General features: G+C 40.8%; 18 protein-coding genes. 6 read left to right on the forward strand and 12 right to left on the reverse strand.

From position 1 onward, the window contains the following. Positions 1-19: 19 nt before the first annotated feature. The 7 genes from F885_RS03180 to F885_RS03150 form a co-directional block, all read right to left on the reverse strand. Complete coding sequence (locus F885_RS03180; RefSeq protein WP_005322121.1) at positions 20-895, reverse strand: MetQ/NlpA family ABC transporter substrate-binding protein; 876 nt, start codon at positions 893-895, stop codon at positions 20-22. Positions 896-1,504: 609 nt separating this feature from the next. Next, positions 1,505-2,791, reverse strand: coding sequence for a phosphoribosylamine--glycine ligase (purD, locus tag F885_RS03175; RefSeq protein WP_005204793.1), 1,287 nt, complete (start codon positions 2,789-2,791; stop codon positions 1,505-1,507). A gap of 185 nt (positions 2,792-2,976) precedes the next feature. Further along, positions 2,977-4,551 (reverse strand): bifunctional phosphoribosylaminoimidazolecarboxamide formyltransferase/IMP cyclohydrolase, encoded by a 1,575-nt coding sequence (purH, locus tag F885_RS03170; protein ID WP_005322125.1) that lies wholly within the window; start codon positions 4,549-4,551, stop codon positions 2,977-2,979. A gap of 82 nt (positions 4,552-4,633) precedes the next feature. Next, complete coding sequence (gene fis / locus F885_RS03165) at positions 4,634-4,903, reverse strand: DNA-binding transcriptional regulator Fis (RefSeq protein ID WP_001086304.1); 270 nt, start codon at positions 4,901-4,903, stop codon at positions 4,634-4,636. Between the two features lie 373 nt (positions 4,904-5,276). Continuing rightward, positions 5,277-6,137 (reverse strand): DUF3426 domain-containing protein, encoded by an 861-nt coding sequence (locus tag F885_RS03160; RefSeq protein ID WP_005204788.1) that lies wholly within the window; start codon positions 6,135-6,137, stop codon positions 5,277-5,279. Between the two features lie 14 nt (positions 6,138-6,151). Further along, a complete protein-coding gene (prmA, locus tag F885_RS03155; protein ID WP_005204784.1) occupies positions 6,152-7,057 on the reverse strand; it encodes a 50S ribosomal protein L11 methyltransferase in 906 nt (301 codons plus the stop codon). A gap of 176 nt (positions 7,058-7,233) precedes the next feature. Then, a complete protein-coding gene (locus F885_RS03150; RefSeq protein ID WP_005322129.1) occupies positions 7,234-7,626 on the reverse strand; it encodes a hypothetical protein in 393 nt (130 codons plus the stop codon). Between the two features lie 252 nt (positions 7,627-7,878). Between F885_RS03150 and mnmG the strand changes: the two genes are divergently transcribed. Then, the gene (mnmG, locus tag F885_RS03145; protein ID WP_005322131.1) at positions 7,879-9,759 is read left to right on the forward strand and encodes a tRNA uridine-5-carboxymethylaminomethyl(34) synthesis enzyme MnmG; all 1,881 of its coding nucleotides are present in this window, start codon (positions 7,879-7,881) and stop codon (positions 9,757-9,759) included. Between the two features lie 100 nt (positions 9,760-9,859). Continuing rightward, the gene (locus F885_RS03140; RefSeq protein ID WP_005322134.1) at positions 9,860-10,192 is read left to right on the forward strand and encodes a DMT family transporter; all 333 of its coding nucleotides are present in this window, start codon (positions 9,860-9,862) and stop codon (positions 10,190-10,192) included. A gap of 64 nt (positions 10,193-10,256) precedes the next feature. Here the strand turns inward: F885_RS03140 and F885_RS03135 are convergent, their stop codons facing one another. From F885_RS03135 to F885_RS03125, 3 genes are all read right to left on the reverse strand, one after another. Beyond that, on the reverse strand, positions 10,257-10,880 hold the full coding sequence (locus F885_RS03135; RefSeq protein WP_005322135.1) for a sterol desaturase family protein: 624 nt from the start codon (positions 10,878-10,880) through the stop codon (positions 10,257-10,259). Between the two features lie 97 nt (positions 10,881-10,977). After that, a complete protein-coding gene (locus F885_RS03130) occupies positions 10,978-11,979 on the reverse strand; it encodes an AraC family transcriptional regulator (RefSeq protein WP_005322136.1) in 1,002 nt (333 codons plus the stop codon). Positions 11,980-12,101: 122 nt separating this feature from the next. Beyond that, the gene (locus F885_RS03125; protein WP_005322137.1) at positions 12,102-12,989 is read right to left on the reverse strand and encodes a DUF4198 domain-containing protein; all 888 of its coding nucleotides are present in this window, start codon (positions 12,987-12,989) and stop codon (positions 12,102-12,104) included. A gap of 315 nt (positions 12,990-13,304) precedes the next feature. Between F885_RS03125 and F885_RS03120 the strand changes: the two genes are divergently transcribed. From F885_RS03120 to F885_RS03110, 3 genes are read left to right on the forward strand one after another with little or no spacing between them, the layout of a single operon-like run. After that, positions 13,305-14,876 carry a DUF2271 domain-containing protein gene (locus F885_RS03120; protein WP_005322139.1) on the forward strand — a complete coding sequence of 524 codons (1,572 nt, stop codon included), beginning with the start codon at positions 13,305-13,307 and terminating at the stop codon, positions 14,874-14,876. A 33-nt stretch (positions 14,877-14,909) separates the two neighbouring features. Continuing rightward, positions 14,910-15,500: a PepSY-associated TM helix domain-containing protein gene (locus F885_RS03115; RefSeq protein WP_005322142.1), complete on the forward strand. Its 591-nt coding sequence runs from the start codon at positions 14,910-14,912 to the stop codon at positions 15,498-15,500. Between the two features lie 9 nt (positions 15,501-15,509). Next, positions 15,510-16,979, forward strand: coding sequence for a sulfite reductase subunit alpha (locus F885_RS03110; RefSeq protein ID WP_005322143.1), 1,470 nt, complete (start codon positions 15,510-15,512; stop codon positions 16,977-16,979). Here F885_RS03110 and F885_RS03105 read toward each other — a convergent pair. Then, complete coding sequence (locus F885_RS03105) at positions 16,976-17,197, reverse strand: DUF6500 family protein (protein WP_005322146.1); 222 nt, start codon at positions 17,195-17,197, stop codon at positions 16,976-16,978. The genes F885_RS03110 and F885_RS03105 overlap by 4 nt on opposite strands. Before the next feature lie 158 nt (positions 17,198-17,355). After that, the gene (locus F885_RS03100) at positions 17,356-19,428 is read right to left on the reverse strand and encodes a TonB-dependent receptor plug domain-containing protein (RefSeq protein WP_005322147.1); all 2,073 of its coding nucleotides are present in this window, start codon (positions 19,426-19,428) and stop codon (positions 17,356-17,358) included. 284 nt (positions 19,429-19,712) lie between these two features. Between F885_RS03100 and F885_RS03095 the strand changes: the two genes are divergently transcribed. Further along, complete coding sequence (locus F885_RS03095; RefSeq protein WP_005322148.1) at positions 19,713-21,911, forward strand: TonB-dependent receptor; 2,199 nt, start codon at positions 19,713-19,715, stop codon at positions 21,909-21,911. Positions 21,912-21,985 lie beyond the last annotated feature (74 nt).

Raw genomic sequence — 21,985 nt, forward strand, 5'->3', positions numbered from 1 at the left:
TTTATTTGAGAGCATTATATTACGAATTTGCTTCTGTGAGGTAGCTTGTTGGTTTGTTCACGTCAACTTTCGTACCAGCAAAGTGTTCTTGAACATATTGCTTCACTGCTTCAGTATGATAAAGCGCGCCAACTTTTTGGAGTACTGCATCATCCTTACGTGATTCAGCAGTTGCCAATACATTGACATTTAATTTGGTGCTTTGATCAACTGGTTCATAGTAGATTGCATCTTTAAGAACGTTTAAACCGCCCTCCATTGCAAGTGTATTACCCAATAGAATCGCATCAACTTCATCTTTAACACGTACAGCTGTTGCCATTTGAATTGGTTTGATCACGATTTTTTTGCTGTTTTCGATAATGTCAGCAGGTGTGCCTTTTACAGGGTCGAAGTCAGCTTTTAATTTGATCAAGCCAGCACTTTGTAAAAGTAATAAAGCACGTGATTCATTGGCACCATCATTTGGAATCGCAATGGTTGCGCCTTCAGCAAACTCTTCAACTTTCTTTACTTTGCTTGAGTAGATACCCATTGGTTCTAAGTAAGTAGTCGAAACAGGAGCAATCTTGTCTTTATTTGCAGCATTGAATGCGACAAGGTAAGCGTAAGATTGGAATGCATTCAAATCAACTTCTTTATTTGCGGCTGCAGTGTTCATTGCAACGTAGTCTGTGAAGTTCTTGATTTCGAGTTTAAGTCCAGCGGCTTTAGTTTCTGGTAATGTTGCGATATAACGCCAAATATCAGCGTCTGAACCTGTAGAAGCGATTACAACGGTTTGTAATGCAGCAGCATCACCTTTTTGTTCGGTAGATGCGGTATCTGGTTGTTTACTGCATGCCGCAAGTAATAACACAGATACACTTAAAAAAAGACTAATCAGCTTTTTCATGTATAAATCCTAATCGGAAAAATGTCGAGAAAATCATCATTTCTCTAGCATTAATGATTGCAATAGGTTTGTATGTTGTAAATTGACATCGCACTCAAAACAATCCCTGAATTATTCTTAAAGTTTGAACAAGTGTGATAGATCTACAACATCCGAAAAGTAGATGAATATTCATGTTCCGATTCAGTATATACAGATAGGAACCAACTGTTCATCTCATTTTCAAATCAAATTTGGATTTAGCTGCAATTTGTTTTGTTAGGTTCAATATTCTAGACATTTAAAAATAATGAAAAAGAATATACAGTTAACATAAAAACAACATCTAAAATTTCGGCAATCATAGCAACAATTTATGGGCGGTTATAGTGGAACAGCTTGTACTTTGAAGCTTAATAACCTACTTGCTAGAAGATAATTATGGTCTAAGTAAATATAAATAAATGATAGTTTTATGAATTTTTCCAAAAATATAGAGAGAGGAATCAATTGAATAATAAATATATATTTTTCTGAATTTTATATTTAAATAATGAATATAGAATTCATATTTATGCGGTTTATGGAATAAAAAAGCCTTCCGAAGAAGGCTTTTTTGCTCAACAAAGCTTATTCAGCTTTTTCTCGTGCAATGGCACGGTAACCGATGTCACTACGGTATTGCATCCCCGTAAATGTGACTTGACCACAAACTTCTAAGGCATTGATTTGCGCTTCTAGCACAGTATCACCCAGTGCAGTCACACAAAGTACGCGACCACCAGCAGTAATGACATGACCATCTGTGCTCATTGCCGTACCTGCATGGAAAATCTTGGTGTCTTCTGGAGATTGACCAAGACCTGAAATCACATCGCCTTTGCGAACCGTTTCAGGATAACCGCCAGCGGCCAGCACGATACCAATCGATTTACGTTCATCCCATTCAGCTTCGCTTGGTAAATTACCTGCAATACCTGCTTCCACTAAATCAACCAAAGATGATTTTAAACGCATCATAATTGGTTGAGTTTCAGGATCGCCGAAGCGGCAGTTGAACTCGATCACACGCGGTTGACCTTGTTCATCAATCATCAAGCCAGCATATAAGAAGCCAGTATAAACATGACCATCTGCAGCCATACCGTCAACAGTAGGGCGCATTACTTCGTTCATGACACGTTCAAACACTTCTGCCGTTACCACAGGAGCGGGAGAGTAAGCACCCATACCACCCGTATTTGGGCCTTCATCACCTTCAAAAATACGTTTGTGATCTTGTGAAGTGGCCATTGGCAAAATGTTGTTGCCATCGATCATACAAATGAAGCTTGCTTCTTCACCAGCAAGGAACTGTTCGATAACAACACGTGAACCTGCATCACCAAACTTGTTACCCGCAAGCATATCGTCAATCGCAGCAAAAGCTTCTTCGTTGGTCATTGCCACGATTACGCCTTTACCTGCAGCTAGACCGTCCGCTTTAATTACAATAGGTGCGCCATTTTTTTCAACGTATGCTTTTGCCGCATCCACTTCAGTGAAAACGTCATAAAAAGCGGTAGGAATGTTGTGGCGTTTTAAGAAATGTTTGGCAAATGCTTTAGAGCCTTCAAGCTGTGCAGCGTACTGGGTTGGGCCCCAGATTTTTAAACCTGCTTCACGTGCTGCATCTACCACACCATTGACTAATGGTGCTTCAGGACCAACAATCACCAATGCAATATCATTTGCTTTTGCAAATGCGATGATTGCTGGATTGTCTAGAATATTAAGCTCTACGTTTGTACATTTGTCTTCTGTTGCCGTGCCTGCATTACCCGGTGCAACGAACACTTGAGTGACTTTTGCATCTTGTGCGATTTTCCATGCAAGTGCATGTTCACGGCCACCGCTACCCAAAACTAAAATATTCATTATTAAGTTATTTCCCTTTTTCAGTATCTAAGAATATACCTGTTCAGAATAAAAAAGTCCCTCTGAATCTCCCCCAGACCTCTCTTTGATAAAGAGGGGAGCATACTTTTTAATTTAAGTAAAAAAGTAAGTCCCCCTTTTTATAAAGGGGGATTTAGGGGGATTGCGTTTGAGACTCAAATCATTTAGTGACGGAAGTGACGCATGCCTGTGAACACCATCGCGATACCCGCTTCATCCGCTGCTGCAATGGTTTCTTCGTCGCGCATTGAACCACCTGGTTGGATAATACATTTAATACCAGCCTTAGCTGCATTATCAATACCATCACGGAAAGGGAAGAATGCATCAGATGCCATTACCGCACCTTCAACCACTAGACCAGCATGCTTCGCTTTAATCGCTGCAATACGTGCTGAGTTGACGCGGCTCATTTGACCAGCACCTACACCAATCGTTTGACGATTTTTTGCATAAACAATTGCATTTGATTTCACATATTTCGCTACTTTCCAAGCAAAGATCAAATCATCAATTTCTTGTTCAGTTGGCGCACGTTTGGTCACAACTTTAAGATCATCTTTAGTGATCATACCTAGATCTTGGTCTTGAACCAATAAGCCGCCATTCACACGCTTATAGTCAAGTTGTGCTGCACGAGCGTCAATTGCTGGGAGCTCACCACACACCAACACACGTACATTCTTTTTCGCACCTGTGATTTCAAGTACGCCATCCGCAATGCTTGGTGCAATAATCACTTCAACGAATTGACGATCTACAATCGCTTGTGCAGTCGCAGTGTCCAATTCACGGTTGAATGCAATGATGCCACCAAATGCTGATTCAGGATCAGTTGCATAAGCAAGATCATAAGCTGCTTTGATACCATCCAATGAAACTGCAACGCCACAAGGGTTTGCATGTTTAACGATGACACAAGCAGGCTTCGCAAATGATTTCACACATTCAAGCGCTGCATCGGTATCTGCAATATTGTTATAAGAGAGTTCTTTGCCTTGTAATTGTTTCGCAGTAGAAACAGATGCTTCTTTGGCATTGGCTTCTACATAGAATGCCGCGTTTTGGTGTGGATTTTCACCATAACGTAAATCTTGTGCTTTATTCAGTTGCGTATTGAAGGTACGCGGGAACAGATCCGCTTCGCCTTCAGTTTTGCCAACGCGCGCGCCTAAATAAGATGCGATCATGCCATCGTATTGTGCAGTGTGCTCAAATGCTTTTACCGCTAAGTCGAAACGAGTTTCGTAAGAAAGCGCACCATTGGCTTTTAATTCAGCAACGACTGTGTCGTAGTCAGCTGCATTCACGATAATGCCTACTGAAGCATGGTTCTTTGCAGCAGCACGAACCATCGTTGGACCACCGATGTCGATATTCTCGATTGCATCTGCAAGTGAACAGTTTGGTTTTGCTACTGTGGCTGCAAATGGATACAGGTTTACAATCACTAGATCAATCGGATCGATGTTGTGTTCTTGCATCACTGCTTCGTCCAGACCACGACGCGCTAAGATGCCTCCATGAATTTTAGGATGAAGTGTTTTTACACGACCATCCATCATTTCAGGAAAACCTGTATGTTCAGAAACTTCTACTACGGCGATATTGTTGTCTTTAAGCAACTTATATGTACCGCCCGTAGATAAAATTTCTACCCCTAGAGCTACAAGATTTTGAGCGAATTCAACGATTCCGGTTTTATCAGATACAGAGATTAAAGCACGTTTGATAGTCATGATTTTAGTCAACAGTTTGAAGTCTACAGATTAAAAATAAAAGGCAAAAAAAATGCCCACGAGAACGTGAGCATTTTATCAATTATTCACTCATTAAACCGTGAGCTTTTAACTTTTTGCGTAAAGTTCCGCGGTTAAGGCCTAAAATCTCAGCGGCACGTGTTTGATTACCGCGAGTATATTCTAAGACCACAGATAAAAGAGGTTTCTCCATTTCTGCTAAAACCATGTCATAAACTTGAGATGGTTGCTCACCTTGCAATTGTGCAAAATAATGACGAACTGCGCGATCTACATGGATGCGAAGAGCGACATCAGATTGAGCCGTAAAAATAGGAGATTTGCTATTCATGCGTGTTAATCCGAAATATCAAAATATCACTTGGGTAAAGTGATATAAATGTGGTCTAAATTACTGAGCCCCGTTTTAGATCCTAAAACAGTGACTCTAAAACAAAAGGACTATTAGCTTGCCACAAATCCTCGAGCTGTGTAAAAAATAAGCGTAACAATAGTTAAATATTTGTTACCGCCTACTTTTAAAAACAAAAAAACCAACAATGCGCTTATTGGGTAAAAGCACAGTTCGTTTAACGATTTTATTGTCTATAAATTACGAGGAGTAAGTAGGTCAAGCATTCGTGGCGCGTATCATACCACTGTCAGCGAAAAAGTGAGCAAATTAACTGCACTTTTTTTTGTTTTTTTGTCACTTTTTTGAGCTTTTAGGGCTGTACAAATTCTAAACTATAGTCATTGAAGCTATTTTTACTTTTTGGAAGGGTAAATTCGAAGCGAAAAGGGCTGTTGGTTGGAATGCGTTGAATCGTTTTTAAACTGTCAACTAAATAATCTTGTGGTTTGAGCATTACGTTAAAAACGGCTTCGTCGTTTTGTTTGAGCACGACTTTAATAGGAGGCAGTGCCACGCTGTTCTCATTATGATTTAGAAGCACACCTGAAAAAACAGTAGCATCTTTTTCTCCACGCTTAATTTTTACTTTTTCAAAACTAAGATATTTATATTGTTCATCACTGGTTTTGCACGAAAAAATGCCGCAAGCATAATTAAACATCTGATTCAAGGCTGGGCTTTCATGCATCAGTTTTGGGTTGAACCATAAAATCTGAAAAGCAAATACTAAAATTAAAGCAATATTACCGAGCCCCCAAAGCGTGTAATACAGCCAACCATGTTGTTTATCATTATTCTCATGGTCAATTTGTAAAGTATCTTCAGACAGATTTAAATTAGGTAAGGCAGTAACAGGCTCGGTATTGAAATAATTGAGGTTGTTGAGATAGGTCAATAAATCAATATTTGAGTTTTCAATTTTCTGATCAAAGATGCTCAAAATCTGCATTTGTTTTTCTGCAAACGAGCTGTCAGGTTGAATTGAAGAAAAAAGTGAGCGATTGACAGGTGTGGGAATCGCTTCACTATCTGTTTCTAATAAGTTGGTTAATGCATTAAAGTTAATGACACATTTCGGACAACAAACCATACCCTGTGCAACACTGAGTTGTGAAAGGGTCACTTTGTACACAGTTGAACATTTAGGGCAGCGGGTTTGTTTTTCACTCATAAGTAACAATGTTCTCAAATTGTTGTTTTACGTTTTCCTGAAATGCGACACCAGTTTTCTTCACGCTTTTCGATCTCTAATATATCAAAAAACTGTGAGTAAACACTAGAAACATCAGCAACTTGCTCTTCGATTACACCTGCAAGTGCGAACTCGCCCTCATTTTTTATTAAAGTTGAGAATTCAGGCGCAAGTGCCATTAATGGTGCCGCTAAAATATTGGCGACAAGGACATCTGCTTGTTGTGGTTTAAATTCTTGATCAAACTCTTCGGGTAATCCTACAGAAAGACGATCCAGTACACCATTTAATTCTGCATTTTGTTTGGTCGCAAGTACCGCTTGTGGATCAATATCAGTCGCATAAACTTTTTTAGCGCCGAGTAATAAAGCCGCAACACCTAAGATGCCTGAGCCACAACCATAGTCGATCACAACTTTGTCTTTAACATCAGTTTTACCTAGCCATTGTAAGCATAAGAAGGTACTTGCATGGTTTCCAGTACCGAAAGCAAGACCTGGATCTAGCTTAATATTGGTTGCATCAGCTTCAGGTGGTTCTAACCATTCTGGTACGATCCAGTATTTTTCACCAATTTGAATCGGTTCATAATAATCCATCCATGCACGTTCCCACACTTGGTTTTCCAAGTATTCATGGCGCATTGGTACATCTGGAAGTTGTGCTTTTAAGAAGGCTTCTAAAGTATCGACATCAATTGGGTCATCTTCTTCTTGTTGATAAATCCCTGTGACGATGACTTTATTCCAAAGTGGTGTTTCACCTGGCAATGGTTCAAGTAAGGCTTGGTCTTCAGCATCATCTAAAGTTACGCTCACCGCGCCTAATGACAGGAGTAATGTTTCGGTCAGTTCGACTTGGTTTTGATCAACAGTAATATGAATTTGTAGCCAGTTCACAGGAAAACCTAAATAAATGTATTTGTGCTTATTGTAATGGATTCGTGCTTGTTAAAGGGATTATAAAGTAGACAGATTACAATTTTAAGATGAAATATTTTGTCCTAATGCAATCTATTATATTGTTTTTATATAAAAGAAGGCCAAATTAGGCCTTCTTTTATATCATTTATGCATTAAGGTGCAGTCTGTTCGACATCAGGTGCTACTGGTGGTGCAGGAGCGATAGCGGGTGCTTCCATAGGTGCAGTACTATTGTCTGCTGGTGCACTATTGACTGGGCGAGGTGCCGATTGCGTTTCTGAAAGACGACTTTGAGTCTCAACGGTAGCATTAGATGCAGGTGTTGGTGGTTGGAATGCTAACTTACCAGCTTCATTAGGCTCACATGAACCATTGAAAACAACGCCTTTAAATGCAAATGAAACTGGATCACCTTGTTTTTTGCCTTTACAGACCTGTTGATATTTCTTGGCCTGTTGGTCTTGGCTTGCTTTGGTATCTGCATGCGCAGCTACGCTAAAACATAGACTACAAATTAGAGATGAAAATAAAAGCTTTGTGTTCATATCATTGTCCTAAAGTATTTTTTATACACTTTTTAGGATAAGAAACTGGGCAGATAAAACAGTGGTGTTCAAGTTAATAGTGATGAATCGCTGTGTGCAGTCTAAGAGGAAAATGCAACATAAGGTTTCTTTTTGTATGTTCTGTAGTCAGAACAGGGGCTTGCAATCCTCAACAATCTTGACTGTTTTTGGCAATTTAATGCAAAACTCCTGTATAATGCTCTGTCATTTTTTGAATACACATTTACCACTATGCACTATCCTAAAGTTTACGACGTTATCGTAATTGGCGGCGGTCACGCTGGTACGGAAGCAGCACTTGCTGCGGCACGTATGGGAAGACAAACATTATTGTTAACGCATAACATTGAAACTTTGGGGCAGATGAGCTGTAACCCAGCGATTGGTGGTATTGGTAAATCACATCTTGTCCGCGAGATCGATGCACTCGGTGGTGCAATGGCACTCGCAGCGGATAAAGGTGGTATTCAATTCCGTATTCTAAATTCTCGTAAAGGTGCAGCTGTGCGTGCAACACGTGCGCAAGCGGACCGTGTACGTTATAAAGCAGCGATTCGCGATACTTTAGAAAATCAAGCGAACTTGGATATTTTCCAGCAAGCTGCAGACGACTTAATTGTTGAAGGCGATACTGTTAAAGGTGTTGTGACCCAAATGGGTATCCGTTTTGATACCAAGACGGTGGTATTGACGACAGGGACTTTCTTGGGTGGGGTGATCCACGTCGGTCTACAAAATTCAAGTGGTGGTCGTGCAGGTGATCCACCATCAATTGCTTTAGCGCATCGGTTACGTGAACTTAAATTACCCGTTGGGCGTTTAAAGACGGGTACCCCGCCTCGTATTGATGCACGTAGTGTTGATTTCTCTGTCATGACGCCACAACCTGGTGATTTCCCATCGCCAGTGATGTCGTTTATGGGTGATGCATCTATGCACCCTGAACAAGTCAATTGTTATATCACGCATACCAGTGAAAAAACCCACGAAATTATCCGTGGTGGTTTAGACCGTTCACCAATGTACACCGGTGTGATTGAAGGTGTTGGTCCACGTTATTGCCCATCAATTGAAGATAAAATTCACCGTTTTGCCGATAAAGATTCACATCAAGTGTTCTTGGAGCCTGAAGGCTTAGATACTCATGAACTGTATCCAAACGGTATTTCGACTTCATTGCCATTTGACGTACAGTTCAATTTGGTTCGTTCAATTCGTGGTATGGAAAATGCGCATATCTTGCGTCCGGGCTATGCGATTGAATATGACTATTTCAATCCACAAGCGTTGAAATTCACACTTGAAACCAAAGCGATTCAAAACTTGTACTTTGCTGGCCAGATTAATGGTACCACGGGTTATGAAGAGGCGGGTGCGCAAGGCTTACTTGCAGGCTTAAATGCAGCACGCCGTGCCTGGGAACAGGAAGAATGGACGCCAAAACGTGATCAAGCTTATATGGGTGTTTTAGTCGACGATCTAATCACTTTGGGTACTAAAGAACCGTATCGTATGTTTACTTCACGTGCGGAATACCGTTTGATGTTACGTGAAGACAATGCCGATCAGCGTTTAACCTCAATTGGTCGTGAACTTGGTTTAGTTGACGATGAGCGTTGGGCTGCATATAGCGAAAAAATGGAAGCGGTTGAGCGTGAAACTTCTCGTTTACAACATTTGTGGGCTGCACCAAATAACCCAATGGGTAAAAAGTTCGTTGAAATGACAGGTGCAGATCTCAGTAAAGAATGTAGTGCGATCGATTTACTGAAACGTCCAAATATCAATTTTAGCCAAATTGCTGAATTAACAGGTTCAGAAGTGTCTGAGCATGTGGGTGAGCAGATTGAAATCGCGGTGAAATACGAAGGCTATATTAATCGTCAGCATGAAGATGTTGCACAATTAAAACGTCTTGAAGAAACCCGAATCCCTGCTGATTTTGAATATGAGGGTATTTCAGGTTTGTCACGTGAGATCACATTAAAGTTAAACACGGTTCGCCCTGAAACATTAGCACAAGCAAGTCGTATCCCAGGGGTAACACCAGCTGCGGTACAGTTACTGATGATTACGATCCGTAAAAACAATATGGCGAAGAAATCGGCTTAATTGCCTGCTTCGTCTATTGTCGTAAATGTTAAAAACACCCTTCTACAAAGGGTGTTTTTTTCTGCTAAGCAAATTCTGTTTAATTGAAGGGGGTGAGTAAATGAACAATTGGATAATTTTATTCATTGCGATTACTGCGGAAGTGATTGCAACCTCTGCCTTAAAAAGTAGTGAAGGTTTTACCAAACCAGTTGCTTCCATCGTGGTTGTAGTGGGTTATCTGATTGCATTCTATTGCTTGTCTCTAACCTTAAAAACGATTCCTGTAGGCGTCGCTTATGCGATTTGGTCTGGCGTTGGGATTGTTTTGATTACGACTGTGGCTTGGTTTGTATTTGACCAAAAACTGGATATTTGGGGAATCATTGGGCTTGTCTTGATTATGAGTGGGGTATTGATTCTCAATTTACTGTCTAAAACCAGCTCGCATTAACTTTGTCACAATAAAACCGAGTCATGCATAACTCGGTTTGAATTAATCTTCTACTTCAACGTATTTATAACGCGACCTCAATCCCTTGGCGTAAATTCTGCTGATCAAATTGTGTATTGGCATCAATTTGGGCATAGGCTTTTGGTAAGAGGCGGCGTGCTACGAGATTCACTCTTTTTTCCAGCCATTTCGGCATGTTGATTGCCAATGGATTGGTTTCCGTGACCGATACATTGGTCATGACTCGCGTTCCCATAATGTAATCAAACCATGGCTTCGTCACACACCAATTGGCATTTTGATTGCTGGTCATGTGATGATCATAATGCCAAGGAATCCGTTTTTTAGCGAACTCTGGATCTAGGTGTGATTTGGCATGTACTTTCCAATAATTCCAAATGCCATAGTACAAGCCCGCGGTAAAGAACGGTGCAACCGGTAGAAAAATGGTGGATGCAGCTGCTAGGCCGATGAGTGCCGATTTTTCATTGTACATCTCAGAATTTTTAAACATCGACTCCGCATAGCCTTCATCATGAAAGCCATTTAAGCGAGCACGTTTGTGATGCGCAATATGGGTAAAGAACGGACTGTTTCTATTTTTGCTTGGAAATTCGTGTAACCAGACTTTGTGGAAATACCACTCCATACCATTTGCAACAAAAACGCCTACTGGAAAACCGATCATGCTTGGATTACCTCGTTTAACATAGATCGGATTTTAAAAAGAGAAGGGCAAAAAGTTTTGACTGATCTGACAGTTTTAAGCTGCCTATCCAATCAATTTAAGTCTGTTTACGTTGTCGATATGCAGTAGGTGTCTCTCCAGTCCAGCGTTTAAATGCTCTGGAAAATGCTGAAGGTTCAGAAAAACCAGTCAGATAAACAATCTGGTCGATACTTTCTTCGGTTTGAGAAAGTAAGCGACGAGCAAGACGTTCACGGTAATGGGCAATGACTTTTTCGTAGCTGGTATTTAACAGTTGTAAATCCGCTCTTAAGCTCCGAGCGCTACGTCCTAAATGCTCGGCAATAATGTTCTGGTCAAATTCACCAGACTCTAATAAACCACTGGCCAAGATTTTTTCGATTTCGTTTATAAGCTGGTGTTTGTTTAATAGCTCAATTTGTGATGCAGCATGATGTTCATGTACTTTTAACAGTTCAGGTTCATGAGCAGCAGAGGGCGTCGTTAATTGTGCTGAATCAAAGCAAATATAGCCATTATCTTGCCCGAGTTTGACAGGACAGCCCCAGATTTTCTGGTATTCCTCTTGATCCGCTCCGTCTAGATATGGCAGGCCAATTTCAGTCGGCGTAAAAGTCCCGTCACTGATGTATTGAAAGAAATTAAGCAAAATACCAATCGCACATTCCAAATAGTGTCGAACAGGATGATTGAGCCCTGAAATCATCACTCTATGTTCATTTATCATTTCTAAGTTAAATGACATGGCATCAGTGAGTAAGGCCTGATATCGAATGGTTCGTTTGAGGCCTTCACCAAATGTTGCACTACTGAGAAAAAGATATTCAATCACTTGCCCGCGAAAGGGTGGAACATTGTGCCCAACATGTAAACCAATATCGGGATCATGACTAATTTGTTCTGCGGCTTGCCAAAAGCGTTGCTGTGTGGCGTTGTCTCGACGGACAAACTTATCAGGTGGCTGATCGGGTAAATGAACACGCGCAAATATGGCAGCGGCATCTAAATTCATCTTTTGCATGGTTTGATAAACCATCCATAAAAAGATGCCTGCATCACTGGTTTTTTTTGAAGTCATAAAACAGGGCAAATACGAGTTTTAAAACAATATACGCTGTTATTTTTTAGATAGAAATGGATTGCAACTCAATCAAAAGGGGAAAGGTACTTATACGCTGATAAGTACCTTAGTCAAAAGGTTTATTCAGTCACTTCAACGGTCACGCTGTAAGTATAAGATTGCGCGATGGGTGGTTTGGTGTTGTCAGTATTCGCTTCAGGATAAGCGGTGGTAATCAGGTAAATACCAGCTTCACTAAATTTCACTTCAACCTCACCTTTGGTGTTGGTTTTTACATGCGGTTGTTCGCGTTTGGCATTGGGTTGATAACTGCTAGCGCCTTTAAACACATCCACTTCCAGATTTGGAACAGGCTTACCATCCATGAGCACTTGTGCTTTAAAAGATTCACCAGCAAACAACTCATTTGGATGAGTGAGGAACTTAAACTCGAAACCTTTGTTGCTCACAGCAGGCACAGCACTTGGTTTGCCTTTAGTGATAAAACTTTCAGCAATATAGGTATTGCTAGTTTGTGCTGTTTTTGCGTTGGCAGGAATTTGGTCTTCAGCAATAAAACGTGGCGGTTGATTGGCTGGTGCTTGAGGCGCTTTTTGCTCTGCATTATTACCTTGTGGCTGCATCGGGTTTGCATTAGCAGGGCGTTGAGGGCGAACACGTAACCAACGACCATCAATCAATGCATATTTGGTTGGGTTGCCTATCGCATTTTCAGTACGAAGACGATAGGTGCCATCCGTGGTTAAATTGACTTCAGCGATATTGAATTTTTTTAATTCTGCTGCTGCTTTAATGGTTTCGGTTTTTCCTTCTGGTGTTGTCACCTGATAATCAGTTTTAAAGTTACGACTTGCTACAAAGAATTTTTCAACGGTAATTCCACTTTGGAAGCTAACGCTATCGGCCTTACTGTCGAACACTTCTGGCAATAAAAAAGGGCTTGCTGTATGAGCAAAGCTCAGAGTTGGTAGCGCAGAAAATAGAGCAACAGTGAGTAGATGACGCATGAAGAATTCCTTAAAAGAGAAATAAACAAAAATGCAAAAGATTTGCTACAATCTACTTGATAACGAGTATCAGTTGCAATATTATTTCGATAAATTTTTAATCGTTTTTATGCCATTGGGCAGACAAAGATTAAGAAGCTTTTTATCTCCCAAATGCGTGTCGCAAATGAATCAAATGTTTTTGATTTTGTTCAGAATAAAATCATTTCATTTTCATGTTCTTTTGGCTGTAATTCATGTGAGAGGCCGAGCGATTGACTATGCATAAAGTCAGTAGGTTGGCCGAGTTAAATCTTAGAAAATGGAAGCTTAACGATGTCATCAACGCAACAAATTTTTCGCCCCGTTCAACTCATATTTCGTTTATCTCCGTTGATGGCAGCCATTGCTGTATTTATGTCTCCAGTCACGATAGTTCAGGCCAATGAAACTACTGTAAAAGATGCTCAGACATTACAAGCACCTATTCAAATACCAAGTTATAGCTTTCATCAAGATCATATTTTAGGAACGTCTTTGGATGTGGTTGTGACCACTGCACATCAAAAAGATGCAGAAAAGGCATTACAGGCCATTCAGAATGAAGTGGCACGTTTGGATAAGATTTTATCTGTATGGCGTGATGACAGTGAAATCAGTCAACTCAATCGTGAACAACAGGTCGAAGCTTCCTCTGAACTGTATGAGGTAATTGCTGCTTGTGAACAATGGCGTAGTGCCACCTGTGGTGGTTTTGATGCACGTTTAGGCCAGTTGATGCAGTTATGGGAACAAAGTCATCAGGTACACAATCTGGATGATCAAACGCAAGAAGCTTTATTAAGCCAATTAAAAACTCAAAGTATTGAGCTAAATCCGAAAACCAAACAGATTAAACTCGATTCAGCCATTAAAATCGCACCTGATGCCTATGCCAAAGGGTATGTCATTGATCGTGCCTTGATTGCAGCTAAACAAGCTGTCCCACATTTACAGGGGATTTTGATCGATATTGGTGGTGATATGCGGGTGTGGGGTCAATCACCGCAACAAGCGGGCTGGAAAATTGGTATTCAGAATCCAAATGAACGCTTTGATAATACAGCACCAACACAAGTTTTAAATATTAAAGACCAAGCTGTTGCTTTTAGTGGACAAGGTTATCGTTCATTGGCAGGCCAGTCGCATTTGCTTAATCCCCAAACAGGGATGCCAATTCAAACCGTAGAGCAATGTGTCGTCGTAGGACAGTGCGCTGCAGATACGGATGCTTTGGCAACGGCTTTAACCGCAATGTCGCCTCAGGAAGGCATGAAGCTGATTGAACAATTGGTTGGTTTTGAAGCGCAATTGGTGGCGACTGATGGCAATCGTTATCAAAGCTCAGGTTGGTCTACACTTTTAGATGCCAATCAACCTGCGATCATGCGACATGTGGCAGCTAATGGTGCTGCAACGGCTTGGCCTAAAGGTTATCAGGCACAAGTTGAAGTGAATATTCCTAAGCTCGCTGTTGATAATTATCGCGCGCCTTATGTTTCAGTATGGGTGACGGATAGCGATAAAAAATTAGTGCGTACCCTTGCGGTTTGGGGTAAAGATGAGAAATGGATCAATTCAAACTATGTCTGGTGGCGCCGTTATGGTCGTCAAATGCCAAACTTGGATGCGGTGGCTAAGCCATCACGCCAACCAGGACAGTACCGTTTAGCTTGGGATGGTAAAGATGAAGCTGGTAAAGCTGTTGATGCAGGTAAATATTTAATCCATATTGAAACCTCTCGTGAGCATGGTGATCATTCATACCAAAGTTTTGAATTGGAAGTCGGGCCAAAAGCGGTAACAAAAACACTTCCTGCACAGGCAGAAATTGGTACGCTGAAACTAAACTTCCAACGTGGTGCTTAATTAAAAGCCCTACTTATTTACGAGGCTTATCTCTTGTATCAACGCCGTGATTTTTACCGCCATGCACGTTATGTGCATGGTTGGTTATCTGCTTTTGCTTTCATCGTACTGATTTTTTTTGCTGCAACAGGACTATTACTGAATAATCCCGATTGGTTTAAATCATCCAACGATGAACAAATTGTAAAACTCACTTTACCCGCTGCTTTTGTCAGTGCCATCCAAAAACAAGAGAATCCAACTCCGGCGATTCTAGATTTTGTTCGAGACAAGCAGCCGTTGATTGGGCGTTATAAAAGCAGTGAAGTCATGGATGGGGAGGCGATGATTCGTTTAGAGAGTCCTGCGGGTTCAACAGATCTCTGGGTGTTGATGGATGAAGGTCAAGTTGAAATTACCCAAAAACCAGCAAGCACTGTTTCATTGCTCAATGATTTACATCGCGGTAAAAATGTCGGTGCAACATGGCATTGGCTCATTGATATTAGTGCGATCATCATCATTTTATTGTCCTTGGCGGGCTATATTTTATTTTTAACCATTAAAACCCGTTTAATTACGCATTTGCTGCTCACAGCAGGCAGTTTAGCGGTAATTATTTTACTCATTTGGTTTGCCATTTAAGGTGACATCATGACTCAGGCTGTGCTGATCGTTATTGCTATATTGGCAATATTATTGAGTCTGCATCTTTTTGTGATTGTGTGGCTATATTGGCTGCAAAGAAATTCAAAATCACTGCTGCAATCGCATCCTGCTTATTTGGTGGTCTATGCCAGTCAGTCTGGACATGCCGAAATTTGGGCCAGACACACCGCTGAGCAATTACGTTTAGTTGATGATCAGATTACGGTCAGAAATATTCAAGATCTAAGTCTCCATGATTTAAGCGAGCAACAACGGATTCTATGGGTGGTCAGTACCTATGGTGAAGGGGATGCGCCGGATAGTGCACAATCCTTTATCAATAAAGCTTTTACTCAAGGTCTAGATTTATCCCATCTATCTTTTGCAATCTTGGCATTGGGAGATCGGCGCTATGCTCACTTCTGTCAGTTTGGGCAGCGACTGGAACAATGGTTAGTTCAACAACAGGCGCAGGCTTTATTTAATACGGTTTTAGTAGATCAAATGAATAGCCGTGATTTAGAACAATGGTTAAATGGATTAGAGCAGCTGACTTCAATGCAGTTCAATGATTTAACTCATTCAGAACATATGCTGCAATTAAAGTTTGCGCATCGGCAGTGTTTAAATAAAGGCAGTATTGGTGAGCCTATTTATAAAGTTCAATTGATTGGTGATGAGGACTTGGTTTGGTCATCAGGTGATATTTTAGAGATCCAATGCGAAAACAATTTGGATGATATCAAGGCATTTTTGCAATCACAGCAACAGGTAGTCAATGCTAAGTTAATCGCTCAATTAAGTACGCTGAATTTAAGAAAATTACCGAGCAAAGCAGAGCAGTCTTTTCAGCAATGGTTAACACAATTTGAGCGCTTACCTAAGCGTGAGTATTCGATTGCCAGCTTGGCTGAAAATGGCTTTATTGAATTGGTGGTCAGACAGCAACGCACGGCAACAGGTTTAGGCTTGGGTTCAGGTTGGCTGACACAGGGCTTGCAGCAAGACCAAATCTTACAAGCTCATATTCGTCATAATCCAAGTTTTCATTTGCCGCATGATGCACGGCCTTTGATTTTAATTGGCAATGGTACGGGGATTGCGGGTTTTCTGGCACATCTACGTCAGAGAGAGCATTGGGGCTATAAACAAAACTGGCTGATTTTTGGTGAAAGACAGCAGCAATTTGATCATCTTTATCAGACTGAAATTCATTATTGGCAACAGCATGGTTTTCTTGATCAAGTTGACTATGCATTTTCCCGTGATCAAGCCGAAAAAATCTATGTACAAGATTGTTTAAAAGCACAATCCACTCGATTACAGACTTGGGTTGCACAGGGCGCAGCAATTTATGTCTGTGGTAGCCTTAAGGGTATGGCGGGTGGCGTTGATCATGCCTTAAAAGAGATTTTAGGTCTTGATTTGCTGGAGCAGCTTAAACAACAACAGCGTTATCAACGCGATGTGTATTAATCGGATTCAGCTAGAACCAGTGCTTTAATCTTGCTGGCTTTTTCAAAATGATCTAGTCGATGCTCCATAATCCACCATTCAGCAGCCTCCATGAGAAGTTCAGGATCATCATTTTTATTGGCAAAGAAAGCATAAAATGAAAGTCCGACATTGTTGCCTTTCTTGGCCATTTTTTCATCGCAGATATGAACGATCTTCGCTTTTAATTCGGTTTTCATCTTGTTTTTAAGTGGTTAATCAGAGTTAGCTGCAGATCATAGCATCCTCAACCTAAGTGATTGTCATCATTTAGTTTTAATATTTGTTTTGAAATTAAAAAAGTCAGCTTGAGCTAAGCTGACTTTCGGTACTTCAATCATTTTAAAGCGCAAGAAAATTAGAATTTTTTCTCAAGACTGAACTGTAATGATGGAATGCTTTCATTGGTTCTCGCCTGATATAAGCTGCCATCTGTTTGGTTGGTGAGGCGTTCCTTATAATGGGTACTCAAGACGTTATTCAGGTTAAGACTCGCTGCCCAGCCATGACTAAAGCGTTTGGTTGCGCTCAAATCTAAACTAAAACGTTCATTGGTGGTGCGATCATAGGGTTGACCATCTAAGGCACGGGTAAATTCAGGCGTGTAACTGACGTTTACACTGGTCGAGAGTTGCCAAGGCTTATAGCTATAGGATAAGCCCGCACTGGTATTATAAGGCGCAACATCACTGGCTAAGCGTTCACGGTGTTGCCCATCTTCAATTTTAGCGCGAACTGTTGATAGCTGCCCATTGAGCATAAATGAATGCCCAGCTTCAGTTTGTTTGAGTGCATAGCGTCCAGACAACTCAACACCATAGGTGGTCGCTTGATCTTGGTTTTGTGGGCGTTCCACATAACGTGTGCCTTCAAGTGCGATGACTTTCTCGATGTAATCTTTAATTTCACGATGATACGCCGTGACACTCACACCACCACTCGCTGAATCATAGGCGAGGGTGGATTCAGCTGCACGAATTTTTTCTGGTTTTAGATTTGGATTACCGCCACGATCAGGATTATTCAAGCTACCTGCATCACTATCTGTAGAGACAGTCACATTCGGAATCAGCCGATCGGTATTAGGACTCTTAAAAGCTTGGCTCAAGTTAGTTTGAATTGACCATTGCTCAGTGAGGTCAAAACGATAAGCCAAAACTGGACTTAAATGTTGATCTTGATAATCAACCAAGCCTGAACGATTCAGCCATTCCTGACGCGCACCTAAAGTCACTGTTTGGCGGTCTGTAAAACGCCAGCTACCCTCACCATAAACAGCATAACGTTGCTCATCCAGACTTTTGCTGACATTGCTATCGAGTTCATTACTGCGAGTATCAAAACCAAATTTAATTTGACGGTCTTTATCTAATTTACGAACCCCATCATAGGCAAGCCCGTACTCATTTACCGTTTCATCAGTATAAATTGTATTTTGTGGCGAGCGGGTGAGTTGTGTTTCGGTCTGACGTTCAACAGATAAGCGGATTTTATCACTCAGGTCTTTGTCTTTACGTTCATAACGCGTATTTAAGCGAATACTATCGTTCTTGTCATCTTGAGTCTGATTGGATGAATAGCCATCCATTTTAATATTGCGATAGAACAATTCTGCAATCAACTTCTGTTGATCATCCAGATCGTATTGCAAACGTGGTGAAAACATTTGCATGGTGCGGTTGGTGGTACGAAGCTGTTCGCGTGTTCCTGTTGCGGTTTCAGTTTTGCTGATCGAAGTATTATCCATCCACATTTGATTGGCTGAAACACTATATGACCACTGGTTTTCACGGCCATCTGCTTGAATGTTGATTTGCTTGCGTTCAGATTGTTGTTCACCACTATCACGTAAGCCATAGCCAAGTTTCACTGAGCCATTTAAACGGGTATCCAGAGGTTCTTTTAAAATAATATTGATCACCGCTGAGGATGCAACTGAAGCTTGAGCAACACTCGGTTGTTTGACCACTTCAATACGTTCAATCATTTCAGGGCTAATGGTATCAATAACCGACATACCACCACGCGGGCCACCTTGCACAGGCTCGCCATTGACCAAAAATGTGGGTGCACCGCCACCACGGAAACGCATGCCTGAAGCACCACCGCCACCGCGTGGCCCTTGACCAAAAGCAGGGATTTGAAAACCAGCAGCGCGTCGTAAAGCATCCATTACAGACTGGTCGCCATATTGCAGCATTTCTTCTTGAGTAATGATGGTTTTAGGGACGGCGCTAATATCATCATCTTTGGCTTTTTGGGGTTCGGCTGAAGCTTTGAATGAAAGGGTAGGCAAAACTTGAGGACTTGACTCAGATGCTGCGGATGCAGAACTCTCGGTAACTGGTTCGGCAGCACATATTGAAGCACTTATACTGAGCAATGCTGAGCTAAGCACACTGAGTTTTCCACAATAAACAGCATATTTCATTCTAGACCCCAAAAAAATGATCAAATTATTTTCTGTGTAGCCTAATGTATAATTGTGTAGAAAAATGGAATTTATTCCTAAGAACTCAAAGATTTAAAAATTATTTTCGAGATTGTCTTTGAGGATGAAAATGAAGCATAAATTTTAAATGCATAACAAATGGCCTATTGGGTTAAAAATTAATGCAAAAAATGATGAAAATGAGAATTATTTTTATTAAAATTGTAGCGTTTTTTAATTTTTAATATTTTTTTAATTTTTGTCTGAGTTTTTTGAGAAATTTTATGCGTTCTTTACCCTTAAATATGCATCACAAGCCTATTTTCAAATTTAGCTTGTTAACCATGATGCTGTTGCAAGCACAGTATGCTTTTGCCAATGAGGCTCCAACACCAACAGCAGTGATGCCAACCATTAAGATCGAAGCAATGAGCGAGCTTGATCCGATCAAAAGTTATATCGATTATGATCAGGCAAGTGTGACCCGAAATGGTCTTAAGAAAAAAGATATTCCACAGACCATCGATACCATTGATGTGCAAAAATATAAAATTTATGGCGCCAATGATCTGAGTGTCATGCTACAGGGGACACCAGGTGTATCAACCAGTTATGACATGCGCGGTGACGGGATTAACTTAAGAGGATTTAATGCAGATACAGGCGATATTTATCGTGATGGTATTCGTGAAAGCGGTCAGGTTCGCCGTAGCACAGCAAATATCGAACGTATTGAAATCTTAAAAGGCCCTGCGTCGGTTCTATATGGTCGTAGTTCGGGTGGTGGAGTGATCAATATGGTGAGTAAATTCGCCAATTTTGATTCAAAAAGCTCGGTGGGTATCTACGGTGGTTCATATGATAACTATGGAACAACAGTAGATTTCAATCAAGTGCTCACAGATAACGTTGCTGTACGTTTAACTGGAGAATATGGAGAGTCAGATAGTTTCCGTTCAGGCATTGAAAATAAAATCGAAATGCTTTCACCAAGTTTTACTTATAAAAATGATGAGGGTTTAACTTGGACCATGCAATATACCTACGATAAATTACATCGTGTGCCGGATCGTGGACCATCTTATACAGCACTTCCGAAGGGAACCTCGATTAAAACAGGTTTTGCCCAAGATGGAGACTATGTAAATGATGTTTTACAAGTTGCGCGTTCTGACCTGAATTACGAGTTTGCACCAAATTGGAATTTTCATTGGGCACTAAGTTATCGTCAAGCAGAGCAAAACTTTGATCACTTTTATGCGGGTGGATTATGTGCGACAGAAAGTACAACGGTAACTAATGCTGGAACATGTAAAGGCCATGTCGGTGATATCTCACAAATTTATTATTGGCAGAAAACCGATAATAAAACCACTAGCAATACTTTTGATATCCGTGGTGAGTTTGATACAGGCAGTATTAAACATAATTTATTGGTTGGTGCAGACTGGACTTATGAACAACGTGAGCCGCTTTTAGCCAATAAGAAAGATGGTGGTGCTATCTATGGCTATGTAAATCCGTTAACTGGTGAGCGCAGCAGTTCTAGAGGTTCGGGTAACTTAATATTAAATACACATAACTATAACCAAGGTGAAGGTTATGGTGTATTCATCCAAGACCTCATTAGTTTTAATGATTATTTTAAAGTCATGTTGGGTGGTCGTTATGACTATTATCAATCTGAAACCACCAACCGTTTAAAATCACGTGAGTCTCTGGACTATCATCGTCGTATTGATGGTGAGAGCTTTAGCCCAAATATAGGTTTTATTTGGCAACCTGTAGAAAGTCAGAGCTTTTATGCCTCTTATAGTAAAAGCTTCGCGCCATTTGGTGGGCGAGTGGGAGTAAGTGTTGTTTCAGCAAATACAGATGTAGATACATTTGATGCTAAACCACAATACAATGAACAATACGAAGTTGGTATAAAAAGTGATTGGCTGAATGATCGTTTAAATACCCAGCTTTCTGTATTTGACATCCGTAAGAACAATATCCGTTACCAGCCAAACCCAGATGCGCCAGAAAAGTGGGCTGTTGGTGCGCAGCACCAGTCCAAGGGGATTGAATTTAGCTTTATTGGACGTGCTTTAGATAATCTGTTTGTACGTGGTGGTTATAGCTATATGGACACGGAGGTTTCTAAAGATCCCAAGCCACAAAATGTTGGAAAAGAGTTAAATAATACGCCTCACCATACTGGTAATCTCTTTGTTCGTTATCTACCAACAGATAAGATTTATGGTGAAGTGGGGGCAACTTATGTCGGTGATGCCAAAATTTATCCAAACGGAAACCTAGATAGAGAACCAACTGACTTTGCTGGGTTTACTCGACTAGATGCTGCGATTGGCTATAGTGCAGATCCTTGGAACATTACATTCGCTGTCAATAATGTGACCAATAAAGAATATTGGCGTTCAGAGTCAATGCCAGGTACACCACGCAACTTCTTGGTGCGTTTGAACTACCAGTTCTAATCTAAACACGTTAATGTGACTTTAAGCACTTTTGTCTAGACAAAAGTGCTTTCTTGTTTTTAGCTGCTGAAAAT

The sequence above is a fragment of the Acinetobacter higginsii genome, assembly GCF_000369845.1.
GTDB classification, from domain to species: Bacteria; Pseudomonadota; Gammaproteobacteria; order Pseudomonadales; family Moraxellaceae; genus Acinetobacter; species Acinetobacter higginsii.